Annotated in this window: 29 protein-coding genes; 27 read left to right on the top strand and 2 right to left on the bottom strand. The window is 41.2% G+C overall.

Annotated elements, in window-relative coordinates; translation table 11 throughout:
* Window positions 1-308 precede the first annotated feature (308 nt).
* Together H4J61_RS16570 and fusA are read right to left on the bottom strand one after the other, a co-directional pair.
* Entirely contained in the window at window positions 309-2,312 is a 2,004-nt protein-coding gene (locus H4J61_RS16570; protein ID WP_182137232.1) for a methyl-accepting chemotaxis protein, read from the bottom strand.
* Between the two features lie 233 nt (window positions 2,313-2,545).
* Window positions 2,546-4,651: an elongation factor G gene (gene fusA, locus H4J61_RS16565; protein ID WP_182137233.1), complete on the bottom strand. Its 2,106-nt coding sequence runs from the start codon at window positions 4,649-4,651 to the stop codon at window positions 2,546-2,548.
* A gap of 1,217 nt (window positions 4,652-5,868) precedes the next feature.
* Here fusA and rpsJ point away from each other — a divergent pair.
* The 27 genes from rpsJ to H4J61_RS16430 all read left to right on the top strand — a co-directional run bounded on the left by rpsJ (window position 5,869) and on the right by H4J61_RS16430 (window position 19,239).
* Window positions 5,869-6,180 (top strand): 30S ribosomal protein S10, encoded by a 312-nt coding sequence (rpsJ, locus tag H4J61_RS16560; protein ID WP_070375080.1) that lies wholly within the window; start codon window positions 5,869-5,871, stop codon window positions 6,178-6,180.
* Between the two features lie 13 nt (window positions 6,181-6,193).
* Window positions 6,194-6,832 (top strand): 50S ribosomal protein L3, encoded by a 639-nt coding sequence (gene rplC, locus H4J61_RS16555; RefSeq protein WP_182137234.1) that lies wholly within the window; start codon window positions 6,194-6,196, stop codon window positions 6,830-6,832.
* A gap of 15 nt (window positions 6,833-6,847) precedes the next feature.
* Window positions 6,848-7,453 carry a 50S ribosomal protein L4 gene (rplD, locus tag H4J61_RS16550; RefSeq protein WP_146877787.1) on the top strand — a complete coding sequence of 202 codons (606 nt, stop codon included), beginning with the start codon at window positions 6,848-6,850 and terminating at the stop codon, window positions 7,451-7,453.
* A complete protein-coding gene (rplW, locus tag H4J61_RS16545) occupies window positions 7,450-7,752 on the top strand; it encodes a 50S ribosomal protein L23 (protein WP_182131657.1) in 303 nt (100 codons plus the stop codon). Before rplD ends, rplW begins: the two co-directional genes overlap by 4 nt.
* Window positions 7,753-7,764: 12 nt before the next feature.
* Window positions 7,765-8,589, top strand: a complete 825-nt coding sequence (rplB, locus tag H4J61_RS16540) for a 50S ribosomal protein L2 (protein WP_182137235.1) — start codon at window positions 7,765-7,767, stop codon at window positions 8,587-8,589.
* A 28-nt stretch (window positions 8,590-8,617) separates the two neighbouring features.
* Window positions 8,618-8,893, top strand: a complete 276-nt coding sequence (rpsS, locus tag H4J61_RS16535; protein WP_146877784.1) for a 30S ribosomal protein S19 — start codon at window positions 8,618-8,620, stop codon at window positions 8,891-8,893.
* Between the two features lie 10 nt (window positions 8,894-8,903).
* Window positions 8,904-9,236, top strand: a complete 333-nt coding sequence (gene rplV, locus H4J61_RS16530) for a 50S ribosomal protein L22 (protein WP_126667308.1) — start codon at window positions 8,904-8,906, stop codon at window positions 9,234-9,236.
* A gap of 11 nt (window positions 9,237-9,247) precedes the next feature.
* Entirely contained in the window at window positions 9,248-9,946 is a 699-nt protein-coding gene (gene rpsC / locus H4J61_RS16525) for a 30S ribosomal protein S3 (RefSeq protein ID WP_146877782.1), read from the top strand.
* Between the two features lie 11 nt (window positions 9,947-9,957).
* A complete protein-coding gene (gene rplP, locus H4J61_RS16520) occupies window positions 9,958-10,371 on the top strand; it encodes a 50S ribosomal protein L16 (protein ID WP_146877781.1) in 414 nt (137 codons plus the stop codon).
* Window positions 10,371-10,562: a 50S ribosomal protein L29 gene (rpmC, locus tag H4J61_RS16515; RefSeq protein WP_182131655.1), complete on the top strand. Its 192-nt coding sequence runs from the start codon at window positions 10,371-10,373 to the stop codon at window positions 10,560-10,562. Before rplP ends, rpmC begins: the two co-directional genes overlap by 1 nt.
* Window positions 10,562-10,813, top strand: a complete 252-nt coding sequence (gene rpsQ / locus H4J61_RS16510; protein ID WP_182137236.1) for a 30S ribosomal protein S17 — start codon at window positions 10,562-10,564, stop codon at window positions 10,811-10,813. The genes rpmC and rpsQ overlap by 1 nt, the downstream gene beginning before the upstream one ends.
* A 363-nt stretch (window positions 10,814-11,176) precedes the next feature.
* A complete protein-coding gene (rplN, locus tag H4J61_RS16505; protein ID WP_182137237.1) occupies window positions 11,177-11,545 on the top strand; it encodes a 50S ribosomal protein L14 in 369 nt (122 codons plus the stop codon).
* Between the two features lie 12 nt (window positions 11,546-11,557).
* On the top strand, window positions 11,558-11,872 hold the full coding sequence (gene rplX / locus H4J61_RS16500) for a 50S ribosomal protein L24 (protein ID WP_182137238.1): 315 nt from the start codon (window positions 11,558-11,560) through the stop codon (window positions 11,870-11,872).
* 12 nt (window positions 11,873-11,884) lie between these two features.
* Window positions 11,885-12,430 carry a 50S ribosomal protein L5 gene (gene rplE, locus H4J61_RS16495; RefSeq protein ID WP_182137239.1) on the top strand — a complete coding sequence of 182 codons (546 nt, stop codon included), beginning with the start codon at window positions 11,885-11,887 and terminating at the stop codon, window positions 12,428-12,430.
* A gap of 4 nt (window positions 12,431-12,434) precedes the next feature.
* Window positions 12,435-12,740 (top strand): 30S ribosomal protein S14, encoded by a 306-nt coding sequence (gene rpsN / locus H4J61_RS16490; RefSeq protein ID WP_146877776.1) that lies wholly within the window; start codon window positions 12,435-12,437, stop codon window positions 12,738-12,740.
* A 19-nt stretch (window positions 12,741-12,759) separates the two neighbouring features.
* Window positions 12,760-13,149, top strand: a complete 390-nt coding sequence (gene rpsH / locus H4J61_RS16485) for a 30S ribosomal protein S8 (protein WP_404842454.1) — start codon at window positions 12,760-12,762, stop codon at window positions 13,147-13,149.
* 12 nt (window positions 13,150-13,161) lie between these two features.
* Window positions 13,162-13,695, top strand: a complete 534-nt coding sequence (gene rplF / locus H4J61_RS16480; protein ID WP_182137240.1) for a 50S ribosomal protein L6 — start codon at window positions 13,162-13,164, stop codon at window positions 13,693-13,695.
* Between the two features lie 9 nt (window positions 13,696-13,704).
* Window positions 13,705-14,058 (top strand): 50S ribosomal protein L18, encoded by a 354-nt coding sequence (rplR, locus tag H4J61_RS16475; protein ID WP_182137241.1) that lies wholly within the window; start codon window positions 13,705-13,707, stop codon window positions 14,056-14,058.
* 9 nt (window positions 14,059-14,067) lie between these two features.
* A complete protein-coding gene (gene rpsE, locus H4J61_RS16470) occupies window positions 14,068-14,577 on the top strand; it encodes a 30S ribosomal protein S5 (protein ID WP_146877772.1) in 510 nt (169 codons plus the stop codon).
* 6 nt (window positions 14,578-14,583) lie between these two features.
* Window positions 14,584-14,763: a 50S ribosomal protein L30 gene (gene rpmD / locus H4J61_RS16465; RefSeq protein ID WP_182137242.1), complete on the top strand. Its 180-nt coding sequence runs from the start codon at window positions 14,584-14,586 to the stop codon at window positions 14,761-14,763.
* Between the two features lie 2 nt (window positions 14,764-14,765).
* Window positions 14,766-15,200 carry a 50S ribosomal protein L15 gene (gene rplO, locus H4J61_RS16460; RefSeq protein WP_182131650.1) on the top strand — a complete coding sequence of 145 codons (435 nt, stop codon included), beginning with the start codon at window positions 14,766-14,768 and terminating at the stop codon, window positions 15,198-15,200.
* Between the two features lie 8 nt (window positions 15,201-15,208).
* The gene (secY, locus tag H4J61_RS16455) at window positions 15,209-16,534 is read left to right on the top strand and encodes a preprotein translocase subunit SecY (protein ID WP_182137243.1); all 1,326 of its coding nucleotides are present in this window, start codon (window positions 15,209-15,211) and stop codon (window positions 16,532-16,534) included.
* A 30-nt stretch (window positions 16,535-16,564) separates the two neighbouring features.
* Complete coding sequence (gene rpmJ / locus H4J61_RS16450; RefSeq protein WP_182137244.1) at window positions 16,565-16,678, top strand: 50S ribosomal protein L36; 114 nt, start codon at window positions 16,565-16,567, stop codon at window positions 16,676-16,678.
* A gap of 133 nt (window positions 16,679-16,811) precedes the next feature.
* Window positions 16,812-17,168 carry a 30S ribosomal protein S13 gene (gene rpsM, locus H4J61_RS16445; protein WP_182137391.1) on the top strand — a complete coding sequence of 119 codons (357 nt, stop codon included), beginning with the start codon at window positions 16,812-16,814 and terminating at the stop codon, window positions 17,166-17,168.
* A gap of 13 nt (window positions 17,169-17,181) precedes the next feature.
* Window positions 17,182-17,571, top strand: coding sequence for a 30S ribosomal protein S11 (rpsK, locus tag H4J61_RS16440; protein ID WP_076420861.1), 390 nt, complete (start codon window positions 17,182-17,184; stop codon window positions 17,569-17,571).
* Between the two features lie 33 nt (window positions 17,572-17,604).
* The gene (rpsD, locus tag H4J61_RS16435) at window positions 17,605-18,225 is read left to right on the top strand and encodes a 30S ribosomal protein S4 (RefSeq protein ID WP_146877767.1); all 621 of its coding nucleotides are present in this window, start codon (window positions 17,605-17,607) and stop codon (window positions 18,223-18,225) included.
* A gap of 24 nt (window positions 18,226-18,249) precedes the next feature.
* On the top strand, window positions 18,250-19,239 hold the full coding sequence (locus tag H4J61_RS16430) for a DNA-directed RNA polymerase subunit alpha (RefSeq protein ID WP_146877766.1): 990 nt from the start codon (window positions 18,250-18,252) through the stop codon (window positions 19,237-19,239).
* Window positions 19,240-19,243: the final 4 nt, after the last annotated feature.

Below are 19,243 nucleotides of genomic sequence, written 5' to 3'. Positions count from 1 at the left end.
TCGTTGCTTGATTTTAGAACACGTTAACACGATAAAAAAAGACGCTTAGGCGTCTTTTTTGTTTTGTAGCTGAGTATAGTAAAGTGCGAATAGCTCAATAGTGGCTAGTATGGTATCTACAATTGCCTGCACAAATCATAGATAGGTATTGACCTATCAGCGTTACTTTCATCACAAGTGTAAAGCGGTGATGACGATAATGCTGAAACCAGTCACTTTAGCAGAAAGTTAGCGTCTTAGTAGTGTGTTAACCGCAGCATGAATTCACACTACGGCGGTTTTTAGTCTGTAAGAGGTTTCCGCTTAGGCTAAACGTTAAATTGGTTGACGACTTTTGACAATGAATTAGCTTGATCAGATAAATTGGCCAGACTAGTTTTCATCGTTGTGGAGACATCAACAGTATCGTCAGTTAACACTCTAACGTTCTCAATGTTTTTCGATACTTCTTCGGCGACATTGGCTTGTTGTTCTACTGCATGGGCTACTTCAAACGTTTGGCTTTGAAACTGACCAATAACCTCTGCAATATCAGCTAATACTTGCTGTACTTGCTGTGTTAGCTGGACACTATTTTCTGCCTGCAAGCAGCTAGACTCCATCACTCCTACGGCATTTACCGCGGTTGCTTGTAGCTCTTCAATTATGCGTTGGATATTAGCGGTAGATTCTTGGGTACGTGACGCAAGGGTGCGAACCTCGTCAGCAACAACAGCAAAGCCTCGGCCTTGTTCTCCGGCTCTAGCCGCTTCAATGGCTGCGTTTAACGCCAATAAATTTGTTTGTTCAGCGATACTGCGTATTACGGTGACAACATCACCAATGGTTTGCGTGCCTGTTTTTAGCTGATGCACAACCTGTGATGCGTCATCAACATTATTTGAAAGTTGTTGAATGCCAATCGTAGCTTGGTTCACAACATCAGAGCCTAAGGCCACTTTCTCTTCAGCTTTCGTCACCAATTGTTTTGAATAATTTGTGTTGTTAGATATCTCGATGCTGGTTTGAGCTAATTCGGTGGCTGCGGTGGCGACAAGATCTATTTCTCGTTTTTGCGCTTCAACAATATGAACTGTTTTTTTGCCGATTTTCTCTGCGGCACCACTTGAAGCTGACACTTCTCTAGTAATAACGATAGTTTGACTGACCAGTTGTTGAATTGAATCAACAAAGAGATTGAATTCATCAACCAACTTGCCAATTTCATCATTCTTTAACGGCGCTATTCTTTGGGTTAAATCACCATCCCCATCGGCAATGTCTTTCATGGCATTTCTAAGGCTTGTTATGCGCTTAACAAAAGGTAATACGCTTAGCCACACAACAATAGCAATCATAATAATAATCGCGATAACAATAGCCACAGAAGACCTAAAAGCTGCTTCAACCGGCTTTGCTATTAGTTGCTCAGGGACCAGAAAGCCAAGTTTCCAATTCATTAGCGGATAGTCACTTTTGACTTGATTAAAAATGACTTGATAGTCTATGCCACGCAGAGATACCTGGGTAATGCCACTATCGTTCTGGGCAAGAGTCGTTTGCAATTGTGAAAAGCCCGATGTGTTTGAGAATTGGCTATCTACACTGGCCATAGTATCTCCAGGTTTGAAATTATCATCAAAGCCAGGGAAGAAGACTAATTTTCCTGTGTCTGTCATTAAGAAGGCTTCTCCTTCGTTTTTATATTTAATAGGGGCGAGTAAATCATGTCCTATGGTGGTAATTAAAATGTCCATACCACCAATACCTAATAATTGTCCATCGGGTAAATAGTAGGGTGAAGTAATAGTGGCTGAAATTGAACCGTCGTTATTGTCTACTGCGGGTTCAGTGACATACATTGTGGCTGCGCTAAGACTGCTCGACCACCAAGGTCGCTCATTGGTGTAATATTTTTCATCGTCATAACGACCATTTAAGTCGAAATATTCATGGGTATTTTCGCTGCCAAAAAATACACTTTTTATCGCAGGGTCTTTTTCTGAAAAGAATTTAAAATACCGGGTTACATCTTGGTATTGCTTATTATCACTGATATTGGAAAGTCGTTTATCGTAGTTGTTAAACCAATCTATAACCAAGGGGTTAGCAAATACACTATGATTTATTTGGCCTTTTGCGACAAAAAATTCTTTCACTTTGGTTGATTGCAAAGTAACAATATTCTCTATATCAGAGATAAGTTGCTCTCTGGTATTATCACTCACATTGGATAAAATAAAGAATGAGGTAATGACCAGTAGTATGGCAACTGCGCTTGATATGGTAATCACCAATTTTCGCATTATTGATTGACTAAAAAAATTGAACATACTATTTAATACCTATTTGAGAAATCTTATTATTAAGAGGGTAAATCGTACTAACATCAGTAATAACGTCAGTAATAACAAGTGGATGAAACATTCATAAAACATCAGCACTTAAAGAAAATAGTATCATGTGCTTTATCTCATGGCTATATTTTGCGCGCTTGCTGAGGATGTTTTAGGCAATAAAAAAGGATGCCGAAGCATCCTTTTATAAAAAGACTAAAGTAAGTGAATTACTTTTTAGCTTTAGCTTTAGCTTCTTTCATTTCTTTTACTTCAGCAATAACGGCTTCTGCCACGTTGCTTGGACATGGAGAGTAGTGAGAGAATTCCATAGAGAATTGACCACGACCTGATGTCATTGTACGTAAAGTTCCGATGTAACCGAACATTTCTGAAAGTGGTACATCAGCTTTAATACGAACACCAGAAACACCAGCATCTTGACCTGCGATCATGCCACGACGACGGTTTAAATCACCAATAACATCACCAACGTGATCATCAGGCGTAAACACATCAACTTTCATGATAGGTTCGATTAACTGGGCACCAGCTTTTGGAATTGATTGACGGAAAGCACCACGAGCAGCGAGTTCAAATGCAACAGCAGATGAATCGACAGCATGGAAGCCACCATCGTACAATTCAATTTCAACGTCAAGTACAGGGAAACCAGCAAGAACACCAGTATCCATCATGCCTTTGAAGCCTTTTTCAATAGCTGGGAAGAATTCTTTTGGTACATTACCACCAACAACTTTTGATGAGAATGTAAAACCAGAATTTGGTTCACCTGGACGGATAATATAATCAATTTTACCAAATTGACCAGAACCACCCGATTGTTTCTTATGCGTATAGCTATCATCAATTTCTTGAGTAATAGTTTCACGGTAAGCAACTTGTGGTTTACCAACAGCTAATTCAACACCGTAAGTACGTTTTAGAATATCTACTTTGATATCTAAGTGAAGTTCACCCATACCAGATAAGATTGTTTCACCTGAATCTATGTCAGTTTCAACTTGGAATGTTGGATCTTCAGCAACCATTTTACCGATAGCAATACCCATTTTCTCAGTTGAACCTTTATCTTTTGGTGTCACAGAAATTGAAATTACAGGCTTAGGGAATACCATAGCTTCTAGGATGATTGGGTGCTTTGGATCACATAATGTGTGACCTGTCTGAACGTTACTTTTCATACCAACAATCGCGATGATATCACCGGCTTGTGCTGAAGTAAGTTCGTTACGGTCATCGGCTTGCATTTCACACATGCGGCCAACACGCTCAGTTTTTCCTGTTGCAGCATTAAGAATGCTATCGCCTTTCTTCAACGTACCTGAATAGATACGTACGAAAGTTAATGTACCAAAACGGTCATCAGTGATTTTGAATGCTAACGCTTTGAATGTTTCATCTGCAGAAACGATTGCGTATTTACCATTAGGCTCACCTTCTTCATCAGTAAGTGGTTGTGGATCAACATCCACTGGTGATGGTAAGTAATCAACAACGGCATCAAGAATGTTTTGAACACCTTTGTTTTTAAACGCAGAACCACAGTAAGTAGGGAAGAAGTCCATAGTACGTGTGCCTTTACGGATACAACGTTTGATGTCTTCCATAGATGGCTCTGTGCCTTCTTCTAGATAGGCTTCGAAAAGATCATCATCTTGCTCAAGAGCAGTTTCAAGAAGCATTTCGCGGTATTCTTCTACTTTATCAACCATGTCTGCAGGTACATCAGTGATTTCGAAGTTTTCTGGAAGACCGGTTGCATCCCATATCCATGCTTTGCGGGTAAGTAGGTCAACAACACCAACAAACTCATCTTCTTCACCAATTGGCAACACCATGATAAGTGGGTTAGCACCAAGTACTGTCTCAGTTTGTTTAACAACACGATAAAAATCAGCACCTAAACGGTCTAATTTGTTTACAAAGATAATACGGGCAACTTTTGAGTCATTCGCATAACGCCAGTTAGTTTCTGATTGTGGCTCAACACCACCAGAGCCACAAAATACACCAATACCGCCATCAAGTACTTTAAGTGAACGGTAAACTTCAACGGTGAAATCAACGTGACCAGGAGTATCGATTACGTTAAAACGGTGATCGTCCCAAAAACAGCTTACCGCAGCAGACTGGATGGTAATACCGCGCTCAGCTTCTTGTTCCATGAAGTCAGTCGTAGATTCACCATCATGTACTTCACCTGTTTTATGGATCTGACCGGTAAGTTTAAGGATACGTTCAGTTGTTGTGGTTTTACCAGCATCAACGTGAGCGAAGATACCAATGTTTCTGTATTTAGATAAATCTGCCATTACTTTACTCTATTTAAGTCGCTACTAAAAAAGCGGAATTGTTGAAAATTTGCGCGCGAGTATACCATTACTCAAGACGAATCGACATAAAAAATCATTTAAGTTTGCTAATTTTTGCTCAGCGCAGTTAAAAAGCTCAGTTGTGAAGCATATTTGGTGGTATTGAGATAATAAATAAAAAAATAACAAACGAATAGCTCTGCTTATATATGGCTATTAAATATAGCGATTGAAAACTGCAATGAAATTTGAATCAAGGCCATATGGCTTTAAATATTGTTTTGACATTGTGTTGATAGTGTTTTGATAGTGTTTTGACATTATCTATACCGCTTGAGTTAATATTTTTAGCCTAGATTAAACCATCTAATATTAGTCTATATTGAGCAAACACCATAATAGTGTCATAAGACTATACCTGACTTACTGCAATATACTCTTACAGCAATAAACTAGGCAATCAGATTAAAGGACAATTCGAAGGTAAGTGCCATTTTCAGTAATTAGGTTCAGTGCTGCTTTAATGGCAACAGTGGCAACAGTGGTGAGACAGCTTAATTGATGAAGAAATAACTCAACGACGCGAGCAGAAAACCATTGCTCTGATTTATTAAAGCTACTTATAGAAGGTTTTGTTTGCTGGCCCCAGCTTATTGAGTGTTGTTCAGACTCAGCATTTATATGCTCTTACAGACTAAATTCAATAGGCTACGGGGAATATAAGACGCTTGATAGCATTATCTATATCAGCATTTGATTAAGTATGATGGTAAGAGGCGACTTTGCTAGCGTTAAGATCAACTTCTTACAGCCAAGTTATTAAAGGCTCATTTGTTATATTATTGATTGCAAGAAAAGCACAATTATTACTGATCAGGATAGCCTACTTTACACAACACTCATCATCGATAGTCTAGTCTTCAATCCATATATAGCTAAGCCTTTCTAGACTTGCAAGCCTGTATTTAAAAGCGAAAAGGTTATAGGTGTTAAAGCGGTTAAATAAATAGTTGAAATTATCATCGCTCTCTGTATAATACGCCTCCACGTCGAGCTAGTCTCAACGTGTTTATCAGTTAACGTATTAGTTTAAATTATTAATAGTTAACACACAGCAATTCCGATATGGAGTTGAATGTTATAGCGATACTCCCCCCTTTTATATAAAAAGGTGATGGGCAGTATTTTGTTGTTCTTTAAAATGGGGATTTGTCTTAATGTCAAATCAAAGAATTCGCATTCGTTTGAAAGCGTTCGATCATCGCTTGATTGATCAATCAACAGCTGAAATCGTTGATACTGCTAAACGTACTGGCGCACAGGTTCGTGGTCCAATTCCACTTCCTACACGCAAAGAACGTTTCACTATCTTGACTTCACCACACGTTAACAAAGATGCACGTGATCAGTACGAAATTCGTACTCACAAACGCATGATTGATATCGTAGAACCAACTGAGAAGACTGTAGATGCATTAATGCGTTTAGATCTTGCAGCTGGTGTTGACGTTCAAATCAGCTTGGGTTAATAGGAGTTTTAACATGACTATAGGTCTAGTTGGACGTAAAGTGGGCATGACTCGCATCTTCTCTGAAGATGGCGTATCTACTCCTGTCACCGTCCTAGAAGTTGAAGCGAACCGTGTTGCTCAGGTTAAAACTGTTGACAACGATGGTTATTCGGCGCTTCAAGTTACTACGGGAAGCAAAAAAGCTAACCGTGTTAACAAGCCAACAGCTGGTCATTTTGCGAAAGCTGGTATCGAAGCAGGCCGTGGCCTGTGGGAATTCCGCTTAAATGCAAATGAAGGCGAAGGTCTTGTAGCTGGCAGTGAAATCACTGTTGAGCTATTTAATGACACGAAATTAGTAGATGTTACTGGCACCTCAAAAGGTAAAGGTTTCCAAGGTGGTATTAAGCGTTGGAATTTTTCAATGCAAGATGCAACTCATGGTAACTCACTATCTCACCGTTCAAACGGTTCGATAGGTATGTGTCAAACACCAGGTCGTGTTTTCAAAGGCAAAAAAATGTCTGGTCACATGGGTGCTGCAAAAGTTACAACGCAAAACCTTGAATTGGTTCGTGTTGATGTAGAACGTAACTTGCTCCTTATTAAAGGTGCGGTTCCGGGTGCAATCAACGGTAGCGTAATCATCAAACCAGCTGTTAAAGCCTAGTCCAGGAGATTTGTGATGGAATTAGCATTAAAAGACGCTTCAGGCGCTCTTGAAGTTTCTGAAACAACTTTTGGACTTGAGTTTAATGAAGCTCTTGTACACCAAGTAGTAGTTGCTTATGCAGCTGGTGCTCGTGCAGGTACTCGTGCTCAAAAAACTCGTTCAGAAGTTAGTGGTGGTGGCGCAAAACCATGGCGTCAAAAAGGTACTGGCCGTGCACGTGCTGGTACTAGTCGTGGTCCAATCTGGCGTACAGGTGGCGTAACATTCGCTGCTAAGCCACAGGATCACAGCCAAAAAGTAAACCGTAAAATGTACCGTGGTGCGATTAAAAGCATCCTTTCTGAGCTTGTTCGTCAAGAACGCTTGATCGTGGTAGAAAATTTTACAGTTGAAACACCAAAAACTAAAGAGTTAGTAGCTAAACTAAACGCATTGGAGCTAAAAGACGTATTAATCGTTACTCCAGATGTTGATGAGAACTTGTTCTTATCAGCGCGCAACTTGTATAAAGTTGACGTGCGTGACGTAGACGGTATTGACCCAGTTAGCTTGGTAGGTTTCGAAAAAGTTTTGATGACTGCATCAGCAGTTAAGCAACTTGAGGAGATGTTAGGATGATAAACGAAGAACGTTTACTGAAAGTGCTTTTAGCACCGAACATTTCTGAGAAAAGCACAATGGCTGCTGAAGTTAACAACACAGTTGTTTTCAAAGTTGCCACTACTGCTACTAAAGCTGAAATCAAAGCTGCTGTTGAGAAACTTTTTGAAGTTTCAGTTGATGGTGTTCGTACATTAAATGTCAAAGGTAAAGTGAAACGTACTGGTGCTCGTTTTGGTCGCAGAAGCGATTGGAAAAAAGCATACGTTACACTTGCTGAAGGCAGCGACATCAACTTCGTTGGCGCGGAATCATAGGAGTTTACGAAAATGGCTATAGTTAAATGTAAACCTACTTCTCCGGGTCGTCGCCACGTTGTTAAAGTGGTAAACACGGAGTTGCATAAAGGTAAGCCTTACGCACCATTGTTAGACACTAAGTCTAAATCTGGTGGTCGTAACAATAATGGTCGCATTACTGTTCGTCACATTGGTGGTGGACACAAGCAACATTATCGTATGGTTGACTTTAAACGTAATAAAGATGGTATCCCTGCTAAAGTAGAACGTTTGGAATATGATCCAAACCGTAGTGCAAATATTGCATTAGTACTTTACGCTGATGGTGAACGTCGTTACATCCTAGCCCCTAAAGGCTTAAGCGCTGGAGATTCAATCCAGTCTGGTGTCGATGCTCCTATTAAGCCAGGTAACACTTTACCACTTCGCAACACACCATTAGGTAGTGTTGTTCACGCAATCGAACTTAAACCAGGTAAAGGTGCTCAAATCGCACGTGCTGCTGGTACTTACGCTCAATTAGTTGCGAAAGACGGTGCTTATGTCACTTTACGTCTTCGCTCTGGTGAAATGCGTAAAATAGAGTCAGATTGTCGTGCTACTTTAGGTGAAATCGGCAACGCTGAACACATGCTTCGCTCTTTGGGTAAAGCTGGTGCTTCACGCTGGCGTGGTGTTCGCCCAACTGTTCGTGGTGTTGCCATGAACCCAGTTGATCACCCACACGGTGGTGGTGAAGGTAAAACATCAGGCGGTCGTCACCCGGTATCACCTTGGGGTGTACCAACTAAAGGTTACAAGACTCGTTCTAACAAGCGTACCGATAAATTTATCGTACGTCGTCGTGCTAAATAATAGTACTTTTAATTAAAGAGGAATCACCATGCCACGTTCTCTCAAGAAAGGTCCATTCATAGACCTACACTTGTTGACGAAGGTAGAGACAGCGGTGGAAAGCGGGATTAAAAAGCCAATTAAGACTTGGTCTCGTCGTTCAATGATCATCCCTACGATGATCGGATTGACCATTGCCGTCCATAATGGCCGTCAACACGTACCTGTATTTGTAACTGATGAAATGATCGGTCACAAATTAGGTGAATTTGCACCAACTCGTACTTACCGTGGCCATGTCGCGGATAAGAAAGCGAAGAGATAGGGGAAATTAGATGGAAGCTATTGCTACACATAAATTTGCCCGTGGCTCTGCACAAAAAGCACGCTTAGTTGTGGATCAGATCCGCGGCTTGCACGTTGAAAAAGCACTTGAGATCTTAACATTCAGCAATAAATCTGCTGCTGTTTTGGTTAAAAAAGTACTTGATTCAGCTATTGCTAACGCAGAGCACAACGAAGGTGCAGACATTGACGAGCTTATCGTAAAAACTATTATGGTTGACGATGGTCCAACAATGAAACGTATTAAGCCTCGTGCGAAAGGTCGCGCGGATCGAATCCTTAAGCGTACAAGTCACATTACTGTGATTGTATCTGATAGCTAGGAGATATTAGAATGGGTCAAAAAGTCCATCCAAATGGTATTCGCTTAGGTATCACGAAACCTTTCGCGTCTACTTGGTTTGCAAGTACTAAAGATTTCGCAGCTAATTTACACGGTGACCATTTGGTTCGTGAATATTTAACTGAAAAGCTTAAGCGTGCTTCATTATCAAAAATTGTAATTGAACGTCCAGCTAAATCTATCCGCGTTACAATCCACACGGCTCGTCCGGGTGTTGTAATCGGTAAGAAAGGCGAAGATGTTGAGAAACTACGTTTAGCGGTTTCTAAAATTGCTGGTGTTCCTGCTCAAATCAACATTGCTGAAGTGCGTAAACCAGAAATGGATTCGCAGCTTGTTGCTGATAGCATCGCTAGTCAATTAGAACGTCGTGTAATGTTCCGTCGTGCGATGAAACGTGCTGTACAAAATGCTATGCGTTTAGGCGCAAAAGGCATCAAAGTACAAGTAAGTGGTCGTTTAGGCGGTGCAGATATTGCACGTGCTGAATGGTATCGTGAAGGTCGTGTTCCATTACACACTTTACGTGCTGACATTGATTACTCAATTGCGCGTGCTGATACCACTTACGGTGTTATCGGTATCAAAGTATGGATCTTTAAAGGCGAAGTAATTGGCAACATGCCATTACAAGTAGAGCAACCAGCTGCTAAGCCTAAAAGAAAACCTAACCGCAAGACCAGTAAGTAGGGGAATAAGTAATGTTACAACCAAAACGTACTAAGTTCCGCAAGCAATTTAAAATGCGTAACCGCGGTCTTGCACATGTAGGTAGTTCAGTAAGCTTCGGTACTTTCGGGTTAAAATCAATGGAACGTGGTCGTATGACTGCGCGTCAAATTGAAGCGGCTCGTCGAGCAATGACTCGTCACGTGAAGCGTCAAGGTAAAATCTGGATCCGTGTATTCCCTGATAAGCCAATTACTAAAAAACCTCTTGAAGTTCGTATGGGTAAAGGTAAAGGTTCAGTGGAATATTGGGTATGCCAAATTCTACCTGGTCGTGTTCTTTATGAAATGGAAGGTGTTTCGGAAGAGATTGCTCGTGAAGCATTTGCTTTAGCAGCAGCTAAACTTCCGTTCAAAACAACTTTCGTAACTAGAACGGTGATGTAATGAAAGCTAGTGAATTGAAAGAAAAAAGCATTGAAGAGCTAAACGCTGAATTGCTTGAGTTGTTACGCGAACAGTTTAACTATCGCATGCAAGCAAGCACAGGTCAGTTAACGCAAACTCATTTGCAAAGAAATGTACGCCGTAACATCGCGCGTGTTAAGACTATCATAACTGAGAAGGCAGGTAAGTAATGAGCGAAGCAAAAATTCGTACACTACAAGGTCGTGTCGTCAGTGACAAAATGGATAAGTCTATCACTGTCCTGATCGAACGACGTGTTAAGCACCCTATGTACGGTAAGTACATGACGCGTTCAACTAAGTTGAAAGCGCATGATGAAACTAACCAATGTGCAGCTGGTGATTTAGTATCTATTCGTGAATGTGCACCAATTTCTAAGACTAAGTCTTGGACTTTGGTAGCCGTATTAGAGAAAGCTTAATCGCCTGATCTAATTCACAATAAGAACTTTGAAAAGGCTCTGCTTCGGCAGGGCCTTTTTTTTCAACAAAAAATTATAGATAGATTTTAAACGTCATTTTTTAAATGTGATATTAATACGGGATAATTAAGTGAATTATACCCTTGGTATAGTGCATTTTTCGGAGACTGTGGCAGCAATCCTCCTACAGACCCCTCCTAGCATAGTGGTTACTTTTTAGCTAAATAAAGTATCACTTTTAAATCACCGGTGTTATAATCTCGCGCCCGCTCGTTGTGAGTGGGATTTAGAAGGCAGTGACGGGTCAAATTTCTGGCCTTGAATTTAATCTTTTATAAAGATAATTTAGCGGAGACATATTAAATGATCCAAATGCAATCACAACTGAACGTAGCTGATAACAGCGGCGCTCGACGTGTACAATGTATAAAGGTTCTTGGTGGTTCGCACCGTCGCTACGCACGCATTGGTGACATCATTAAAATTGCAGTGAAGGAATCAACTCCTCGCGGCAAAGTTAAAAAAGGTGATGTCCTAACTGCAGTAGTGGTGCGCACTAAGAAAGGTGTTCGTCGTTCAGATGGTTCTACCATCCGTTTTGATGAAAATGCGGCTGTAATGTTAAATGCTAACTTACAACCAATTGGTACTCGTATTTTCGGTCCTGTGACTCGTGAACTTCGTAATGAAAAATTCATGAAAATTGTTTCACTTGCACCAGAAGTACTATAAGGAGTCACGATAATGGCATCTAAGATTCGTCGTGATGATGAAGTAATCGTACTTGCAGGTAAAGACAAGGGCAAAACTGGTAAAGTGACCAAAGTTCTTGTTGAAGACGGCAAAGTATTTGTTGAAGGTATTAACTTAATCAAGAAGCACACTAAGCCTGTACCTCAGTTACAGCAGCCTGGTGGGATTGTTGAAAAAGAAGCACCTTTAAATGTATCCAACGTTGCGATTGTTAACCCAGCTACTGGCAAAGCAGATCGTGTTGGTTTTAGAGATGAAGACGGCAAAAAAGCCCGTTTTTTCAAATCTAATAACGAATTAATTTAATTGGAGTAAACGATGGCGAAACTGCATGATTTATATAAAGATACAGTTGTAGCTGAATTGCAAAAGCAATTTGGTTATAAAAGTGTCATGCAAGTCCCTCGGATTGAAAAGATCACCCTTAACATGGGCGTTGGCGAAGCTATTTCTGATAAAAAAGTTTTAGAACACGCCACAAATGATCTTACTGCAATCTCAGGTCAAAAGCCGGTCACGACAGTAGCACGCAAATCAGTTGCGGGCTTCAAAATTCGTGAAGGCTATCCTATAGGCACAAAAGTAACTCTACGTGGCGAACGTATGTGGGAATTTTTAGAGCGTTTAATCTCTATTTCTATTCCTCGTATCCGCGATTTCCGTGGCTTAAATCCTAAGTCATTCGATGGTCGTGGTAACTACAGCATGGGCGTACGTGAGCAAATCATTTTCCCTGAAATCGAGTACGATAGAATCGATAAAATTCGCGGAATGGATATCACTATCACTACAAGTGCGAAGAACAATGAAGAAGGTCATGCATTATTGACTGCCTTCAACTTCCCATTTAAGAAGAAGGTGTAGAGTTATGGCAAAAACGTCAATGAAAGCTCGTGAAGCTAAAAGAACCAAGTTAGTTGCACAATATGCTGAAAAGCGTAGTGCACTAAAAGCTATCATCTCTGGTGCTGATTCTTCTGAAGAAGATCGCTGGGATGCTGTATTGAAACTTCAAAGTTTACCTCGTGATTCGAGTAGTAGTCGTCAACGTAACCGTTGTAATATTACTGGCCGTCCACATGGTTTCTTACGTAAATTTGGTTTAAGCCGTATTAAATTACGCGAAACTATGATGCGCGGTGAAGTTCCAGGTCTTAAGAAAGCTAGTTGGTAATTCACGGGAGTAAATGGTTATGATGACTGATCCTATCGCGGACATGTTTACACGCATCCGCAACGGTCAATCTGCAGCAAAAACTGCAGTAAAAATGCCATCTTCTAAGGTAAAAGTTGCACTTGCCAACTTGCTTAAAGAAGAAGGTTACATTTCAGAGTTTACAGTTTCAAGCGATGCAAAGCCTGAATTAACTGTTGAATTGAAATATTTTGAAGGTAAAGAAGTAATTGAAGTGATCAAACGTGTTTCACGTCCAGGTCTTCGCGTATACAAAGGTGCTCAAGAGCTTCCTAAAGTATTAGCGGGCATGGGTATCGCAATTATTTCTACTTCTAAAGGTCTAATGACTGATCGCGCCGCTCGCAATGCGGGTCTTGGCGGTGAAGTTCTTGGTTTCGTAGAGTAAAGGAGCAGAATTATGTCTCGTGTTGCAAAAGCACATGTCGCAATCCCTGCTGGCGTTACTATTACGTTATCAGGTCAAGACATCAAAGTTAAAGGTCCAATTGGCGAATTATCGCATACGATCCATAGCGCTGTTGTTGTTTCTCAAGAAGAGAGCAAGATCATCACTAATATCGTCGCCGATACTAAAGGCGCTTGGGCTCAAGCCGGAACTGTACGCTCTTTAATCAATAATATGGTTGAAGGTGTTAGTAAAGGTTTTGAAAGGAAATTATTGTTAAACGGTGTTGGTTACCGTGCTAAAGCTGCAGGTAAGGTTTTAAACTTATCTTTAGGTTTTTCGCATCCGGTTGAGCACGCAATCCCTGAAGGGATTACCGTTGAAACTCCTACCCAAACTGAAATCATACTGAAAGGTGCTGATAAACAGTTGGTCGGTCAAACTGCAGCGAACATTCGCGCATACCGTAAACCTGAGCCTTACAAAGGTAAAGGGATTCGTTATAGCGATGAGAATGTCCGTCGTAAAGAAGCTAAGAAGAAGTAGGGTAATACTATGGATAAGAAAACATCTCGTTTGCGCAGAGCTAAACGCTCTCGTGCAAAAATTAGCGAGTTGGGTGCGAATCGTTTAGTTGTATTCCGTACTCCTCGTCATATTTACGCGCAATTGATTGCACCAACAGGTTCTGAAGTAATCGCATCAGCGTCTACTTTAGATAAAGAAGTTAGTGCTCAGTTAGAAAAAACAGGCAACGTTGAAGCAGCTACGGCTGTAGGTAAGGCTCTTGCAGAACGTGCAGTAGCTAAAGGCATCACAAGTGTTGCTTTTGACCGTTCAGGTTTCCGTTACCATGGTCGCGTGAAAGCGTTAGCAGATGCAGCTCGCGAAGCTGGTCTTCAGTTTTAGGGGTTGATAATGGCTAATCATAATCAAGAAAACTCACAACAAAGTGATATGGCTGAAAAGCTAATCGCAGTTAACCGCGTTTCAAAAGTGGTTAAAGGTGGTCGTATTTTCAGTTTCACAGCATTAACCGTAGTTGGTGATGGTGCTGGTCGCGTTGGTTTTGGTTACGGTAAAGCACGTGAAGTGCCTGCTGCAATCCAAAAAGCAATGGAAAAAGCGCGTCGTAACTTAGTAACCGTAGATTTGAAGGGTACTACTCTTCAGCATGTCATCATTGGCAAGCATTCTGGTTCTAAAGTTTACATGCAACCAGCTTCTGAAGGTACGGGTATTATCGCCGGTGGCGCTATGCGTGCAGTACTTGAAGTTGCAGGCGTACAGAACGTATTGTCAAAAGCATACGGTTCTACTAACCCAATCAACGTAGTTCGCGCTACTGTATCTGCTCTTGCGAATATGCATTCGCCTGAAGCTGTTGCAGCAAAGCGTGGCAAAAGCGTTTCAGATATCTTGGGGTAATTGAGCATGGCTAAAACAGTTAAAATAACTCAGTTAAAAAGTTCTATCGGTCGTTTACCGAAGCATAGAGCTACATTAAAGGGTCTTGGTTTACGTCGTATCCGTCATACAGTAGAGTTAGAAGATACTCCTGCTGTACGTGGTATGATCAATCAAGTATCTTATATGATTAAGGTGGAGGATTAATAATGCATTTAAATACTTTATCTCCTGCACCAGGTGCTAAGAAAGCCAAGAAACGCTGTGGGCGTGGTATTGGTTCTGGCATAGGTAAAACAGGCGGTCGTGGTCACAAAGGTCAGAAATCTCGTTCTGGCGGTAGTGTACGTCCTGGTTTCGAAGGTGGTCAAATGCCATTGAAACAACGTTTACCTAAGTTTGGTTTCACGTCACGTAAATCTTTAGTTCGCGCTGAAGTACGTTTACATGAACTAAACAACATCACAGGTGATGTTGTCGATATCTTTGCCCTGAAAGATGCTAACCTAATCACACGTAACATTGTCGCGGTGAAAATCATGCTTTCTGGTGATATCACTCGTCCAATTACTGTACGTGGTTTAGGTGTTACTAAAGGCGCACGTGCAGCTATTGAAGCGGCAGGCGGAAAAATCGAGGAATAGTACAGGTTATGGCTACACCAGGAATTGATAATAAAGCAAAGGGCGGCTTGTCTGAGCTTAAACAAAGATTATGGTTTGTATTCGGTGCACTTATTGTGCTTCGTTTGGGAACATTTGTGCCAATCCCTGGTATTGACGCCGCTGTATTAGCTCAGTTGTTTGATCAACAAAAGGGCACCATTGTAGAGATGTTTAACATGTTCTCTGGTGGTGCACTTGAGCGAGCCTCTGTATTGGCACTGGGTATTATGCCGTACATCTCAGCTTCAATCATTATGCAATTGCTTACGGTCATGCACCCAGCAATGGCAGAATTGAAAAAAGAAGGTGAAGCTGGACGACGTAAAATCAGTCAATACACCCGCTACGGCACTTTAGTTCTAGCGACTGTACAATCAATTGCAATAGCAAGAAGTTTACCGGGAATGATGCCAGGTCTAGTAATGGACGCAGGTTTCGGATTCTACTTTGCTGCGGTAGTAAGTTTGGTTACTGGTACCATGTTTCTAATGTGGTTAGGTGAACAAATTACTGAACGCGGTATTGGTAACGGTATTTCTGTCTTGATATTTGCAGGTATAGTTGCTGGTATGCCGTCAGCTGTTGCTCAAACAGCAGAGGCGGCGCGTCAAGGTGAATTGCACTTATTAGTATTATTGCTAATTGGCGTAATTATATTTGCTACTACTTTCTTTGTAGTATTTGTGGAACGTGGTCAACGACGTATTGTTGTTAACTATGCTAAACGTCAGCAAGGCCGTAAGGTTTTCGCTGCTCAAAGCACGCATTTACCGCTCAAAGTCAATATGGCAGGTGTTATTCCACCAATTTTCGCTTCAAGTATTATCTTGTTTCCAGGCACGCTTGCGAGCTGGTTTGGCCAAGGTGAAGGTATGGTTGCTGATTTCCTACAAGAAGTATCAATTGCTATTTCTCCAGGACAGCCGTTGTATGTCATGTTACTTGCCGCTGCGATAATATTTTTCTGTTTCTTTTACACGGCGCTTGTTTTCAATCCGCGTGAAACGGCAGATAACCTGAAAAAATCCGGTGCGTTTATTCCTGGGATCCGTCCTGGTGAGCAAACGTCAAAATATATCGATAAAGTTATGACTCGCTTAACCTTAGCTGGTGCGATGTATATTACCTTTATCTGTTTGGTACCTCAGTTTATTATCATGGCATGGGACGTCAATTTTTACTTTGGCGGCACATCACTACTTATTATTGTAGTTGTGATAATGGATTTTATGGCACAAGTACAGACCCATTTGATGTCACATCAATATGACAATGTACTTAAGAAAGCAAACCTTAAGGGCTACGGTCGTTAGACTGAGTCGTTAGGTAACGGAGTATATAGAATGAAAGTACGTGCATCCGTAAAAAAGATTTGTCGTAACTGTAAAATTGTTAAACGTGCTGGTGTTATTCGTGTAATTTGCGAAGAGCCAAAACATAAACAACGTCAAGGCTAAATCTTTAAGCAGTAGCATTATGCAGATAAGTCTGTATAATGCCGCTTCGATTTACAAAGAAATGCGGCTGGTTGAGTATCCTAACGGGCTTTTCAACTGGTAAATTTTAATTTAAAAATAGGAGATGTGTTTAGTGGCCCGTATCGCTGGCATTAACATCCCTGATCGTAAGCATGCAGTAATCGCCATTACTGCGATCTTCGGTATCGGAGCAACACGTGCGAAAGCAATTTGTGTTGCAACTGGTATTGCAGAGTCAACTAAGATCAGTGAATTGGACGAAGCTCAAATTGATTTGCTTCGTACAGAAGTGGATAAATACACCGTAGAAGGTGATTTACGCCGTGAAGTTTCAATGAACATTAAACGTCTTATGGATTTAGGTTGTTACCGTGGTATTCGCCACCGTCGCAGTCTTCCTCTACGTGGTCAACGCACTAAAACTAATGCGCGCACCCGTAAAGGTCCTCGTAAGCCAATTAAGAAGTAAGAGGAACTAGATAATGGCTAAAACACCTGTACGTACGCGTAAACGCGTTAAAAAACAAGTTGCTGATGGCATGGCTCATATCCATGCATCTTTCAACAACACAATCGTAACTCTTACAGATCGTCAAGGTAACGCCTTATCATGGGCGACTGCTGGTGGTTCAGGTTTTCGTGGTTCACGTAAATCTACCCCATTTGCTGCGCAAGTAGCTGCAGATCGTGCTGGTAAAGCTGCACAAGAGTTTGGCTTGAAGAATATTGAAGTGTTCGTTAAAGGTCCGGGTCCAGGTCGTGAATCTGCTATCCGTGCTCTAAATGCTGCTGGTTTTAAAATCACCAACATTACAGACGTAACACCGATTCCTCATAATGGTTGTCGTCCTCCTAAGAAACGTCGCGTTTAATCGTACTTTTTTTAGGATTGTTGGAGAAAGAAAATGGCTAGATATTTAGGTCCTAAGTTAAAGCTTAGTCGCCGCGAAGGTACAGATTTGTTCCTTAAAAGCGGTGTTAGAGCAATTGACACTAAATGTAAAATCGAAACAATACCAGGTCAACATGGCGCCCGTCGCGGTCGTTTATCTGATTACGGTATTCAGCTTCGTGAAAAACAAAAAGTTCGTCGTATTTATGGCGTACTAGAAAAACAATTCCGCAACTACTATAAAGAAGCGGCTCGTCTAAAAGGCAATACAGGTGAGAACTTGTTGCAACTTTTAGAGAAACGTCTTGATAACGTAGTATACCGTATGGGCTATGCCAGCACTCGTGCTGAAGCTCGTCAACTTGTTAGCCATAAAGCTATCGTAGTTAACGGTGTTGTTGTTAATATTCCATCTTTCACTGTTAAAGCTGAAGATGCAGTTTCTGTACGTGAAAAGTCTAAAACTCAAGCGCGTATCATCGCTGCTTTAGAATTAGCTGAACAACGTGAGAAGCCAGTTTGGATTGAAGTAGATAACAAGAAACTTGAAGGCGTTTTCAAACGTGTTCCTGATCGTTCTGACTTGTCTGCCGAAATTAATGAACAGTTGATTGTTGAACTTTACTCTAAGTAAAGTTGCACTTTAAGAGAGGACATAATGCAGGGTTCTGTAACCGAATTCCTTAGACCACGATTGGTTGGTATCGAAACTATTAGCCCTACTCGTGCTAAAGTAACTTTAGAGCCATTAGAACGTGGTTTTGGTCACACTTTAGGTAATGCGTTACGCCGCATTCTTTTATCTTCAATGCCAGGTTGTGCTGTAACTGAAGTTGAAATTGACGGTGTACTTCATGAGTACAGTAGTAAAGAAGGTGTGCAAGAAGACATCATCGAAATACTGTTAAACCTTAAAGGATTAGCTATAAGTTTAGAAGGTAAAAATGAAGCTGTTCTTACCTTAACTAAATCTGGTGAAGGCCCTGTAACGGCAGCCGATATCCAACATGATGGTGATGTAGAAATTGCAAATCCAACTCATGTAATCTGTCATTTGACAGGTGATGGCTCTATCAGTATGCGTATAAAGGTTGAAATGGGACGTGGTTATGTTCCTGCTTCAACTCGACGTGATGCCGAGGAAGAAGATCGTGCAATTGGACGTTTGTTAGTTGATGCTTCATTCAGTCCTGTTGTAAGAATTGCCTATGACGTTGATTCTGCACGTGTTGAACAACGTACAGATTTGGACAAATTAGTCTTAGACATGGAAACTAACGGTACGTTAGACCCTGAAGAAGCAATTCGTCGCGCTTCAACTATTCTAGCTGAACAGCTAGATGCGTTTGTAGAGCTTCGTGATGTAACTGAAGTAGAGCCAAAAGAGGAAAAACCACTGTTTGATCCTATTTTGCTTCGTCCTGTTGATGACCTTGAACTTACTGTTCGTTCAGCAAACTGCTTAAAAGCAGAAGCAATTCAATATATTGGCGACTTAGTACAGCGTGCTGAGGTTGAACTTCTTAAAACACCTAATTTAGGTAAGAAGTCTTTAACCGAAATCAAAGACGTTTTGGCGTCTCGTGGTTTGTCTCTGGGCATGCGCCTAGAAAACTGGCCACCAGAAAGCATAGCTGATAACGACTAAGTCG

Origin of the sequence: Colwellia sp. MB3u-4 (genome assembly GCF_014077065.1) — a bacterium.
GTDB lineage: Bacteria > Pseudomonadota > Gammaproteobacteria > Enterobacterales > Alteromonadaceae > Cognaticolwellia.
The sequence above is the reverse complement of the archived record's forward strand: the minus strand, read 5'-3'. Positions and strand labels throughout refer to the sequence as shown.

Excerpts from the sequence above, each read along its gene's own strand:
- rplW (WP_182131657.1), top strand. The coding sequence starts at position 7,450 with ATGATAAACGAAGAACGTTTACTGAAAGTGCTTTTAGCACCGAACATT.
- rplF (WP_182137240.1), top strand. The coding sequence starts at position 13,162 with ATGTCTCGTGTTGCAAAAGCACATGTCGCAATCCCTGCTGGCGTTACT.
- rplN (WP_182137237.1), top strand. The coding sequence starts at position 11,177 with ATGATCCAAATGCAATCACAACTGAACGTAGCTGATAACAGCGGCGCT.
- rpmJ (WP_182137244.1), top strand. The coding sequence starts at position 16,565 with ATGAAAGTACGTGCATCCGTAAAAAAGATTTGTCGTAACTGTAAAATT.
- rplO (WP_182131650.1), top strand. The coding sequence starts at position 14,766 with ATGCATTTAAATACTTTATCTCCTGCACCAGGTGCTAAGAAAGCCAAG.
- rplD (WP_146877787.1), top strand. The coding sequence starts at position 6,848 with ATGGAATTAGCATTAAAAGACGCTTCAGGCGCTCTTGAAGTTTCTGAA.
- rplR (WP_182137241.1), top strand. The coding sequence starts at position 13,705 with ATGGATAAGAAAACATCTCGTTTGCGCAGAGCTAAACGCTCTCGTGCA.
- rpmD (WP_182137242.1), top strand. The coding sequence starts at position 14,584 with ATGGCTAAAACAGTTAAAATAACTCAGTTAAAAAGTTCTATCGGTCGT.
- H4J61_RS16570 (WP_182137232.1), bottom strand. The coding sequence starts at position 2,312 with ATGTTCAATTTTTTTAGTCAATCAATAATGCGAAAATTGGTGATTACC.
- rplE (WP_182137239.1), top strand. The coding sequence starts at position 11,885 with ATGGCGAAACTGCATGATTTATATAAAGATACAGTTGTAGCTGAATTG.
- rpsK (WP_076420861.1), top strand. The coding sequence starts at position 17,182 with ATGGCTAAAACACCTGTACGTACGCGTAAACGCGTTAAAAAACAAGTT.
- H4J61_RS16430 (WP_146877766.1), top strand. The coding sequence starts at position 18,250 with ATGCAGGGTTCTGTAACCGAATTCCTTAGACCACGATTGGTTGGTATC.
- rplX (WP_182137238.1), top strand. The coding sequence starts at position 11,558 with ATGGCATCTAAGATTCGTCGTGATGATGAAGTAATCGTACTTGCAGGT.
- rpsC (WP_146877782.1), top strand. The coding sequence starts at position 9,248 with ATGGGTCAAAAAGTCCATCCAAATGGTATTCGCTTAGGTATCACGAAA.
- rpsQ (WP_182137236.1), top strand. The coding sequence starts at position 10,562 with ATGAGCGAAGCAAAAATTCGTACACTACAAGGTCGTGTCGTCAGTGAC.
- rpsN (WP_146877776.1), top strand. The coding sequence starts at position 12,435 with ATGGCAAAAACGTCAATGAAAGCTCGTGAAGCTAAAAGAACCAAGTTA.
- rpsS (WP_146877784.1), top strand. The coding sequence starts at position 8,618 with ATGCCACGTTCTCTCAAGAAAGGTCCATTCATAGACCTACACTTGTTG.
- rplB (WP_182137235.1), top strand. The coding sequence starts at position 7,765 with ATGGCTATAGTTAAATGTAAACCTACTTCTCCGGGTCGTCGCCACGTT.
- fusA (WP_182137233.1), bottom strand. The coding sequence starts at position 4,651 with ATGGCAGATTTATCTAAATACAGAAACATTGGTATCTTCGCTCACGTT.
- rpsJ (WP_070375080.1), top strand. The coding sequence starts at position 5,869 with ATGTCAAATCAAAGAATTCGCATTCGTTTGAAAGCGTTCGATCATCGC.
- secY (WP_182137243.1), top strand. The coding sequence starts at position 15,209 with ATGGCTACACCAGGAATTGATAATAAAGCAAAGGGCGGCTTGTCTGAG.
- rpmC (WP_182131655.1), top strand. The coding sequence starts at position 10,371 with ATGAAAGCTAGTGAATTGAAAGAAAAAAGCATTGAAGAGCTAAACGCT.
- rpsE (WP_146877772.1), top strand. The coding sequence starts at position 14,068 with ATGGCTAATCATAATCAAGAAAACTCACAACAAAGTGATATGGCTGAA.
- rplC (WP_182137234.1), top strand. The coding sequence starts at position 6,194 with ATGACTATAGGTCTAGTTGGACGTAAAGTGGGCATGACTCGCATCTTC.
- rplP (WP_146877781.1), top strand. The coding sequence starts at position 9,958 with ATGTTACAACCAAAACGTACTAAGTTCCGCAAGCAATTTAAAATGCGT.
- rpsH (WP_404842454.1), top strand. The coding sequence starts at position 12,760 with ATGATGACTGATCCTATCGCGGACATGTTTACACGCATCCGCAACGGT.
- rplV (WP_126667308.1), top strand. The coding sequence starts at position 8,904 with ATGGAAGCTATTGCTACACATAAATTTGCCCGTGGCTCTGCACAAAAA.
- rpsD (WP_146877767.1), top strand. The coding sequence starts at position 17,605 with ATGGCTAGATATTTAGGTCCTAAGTTAAAGCTTAGTCGCCGCGAAGGT.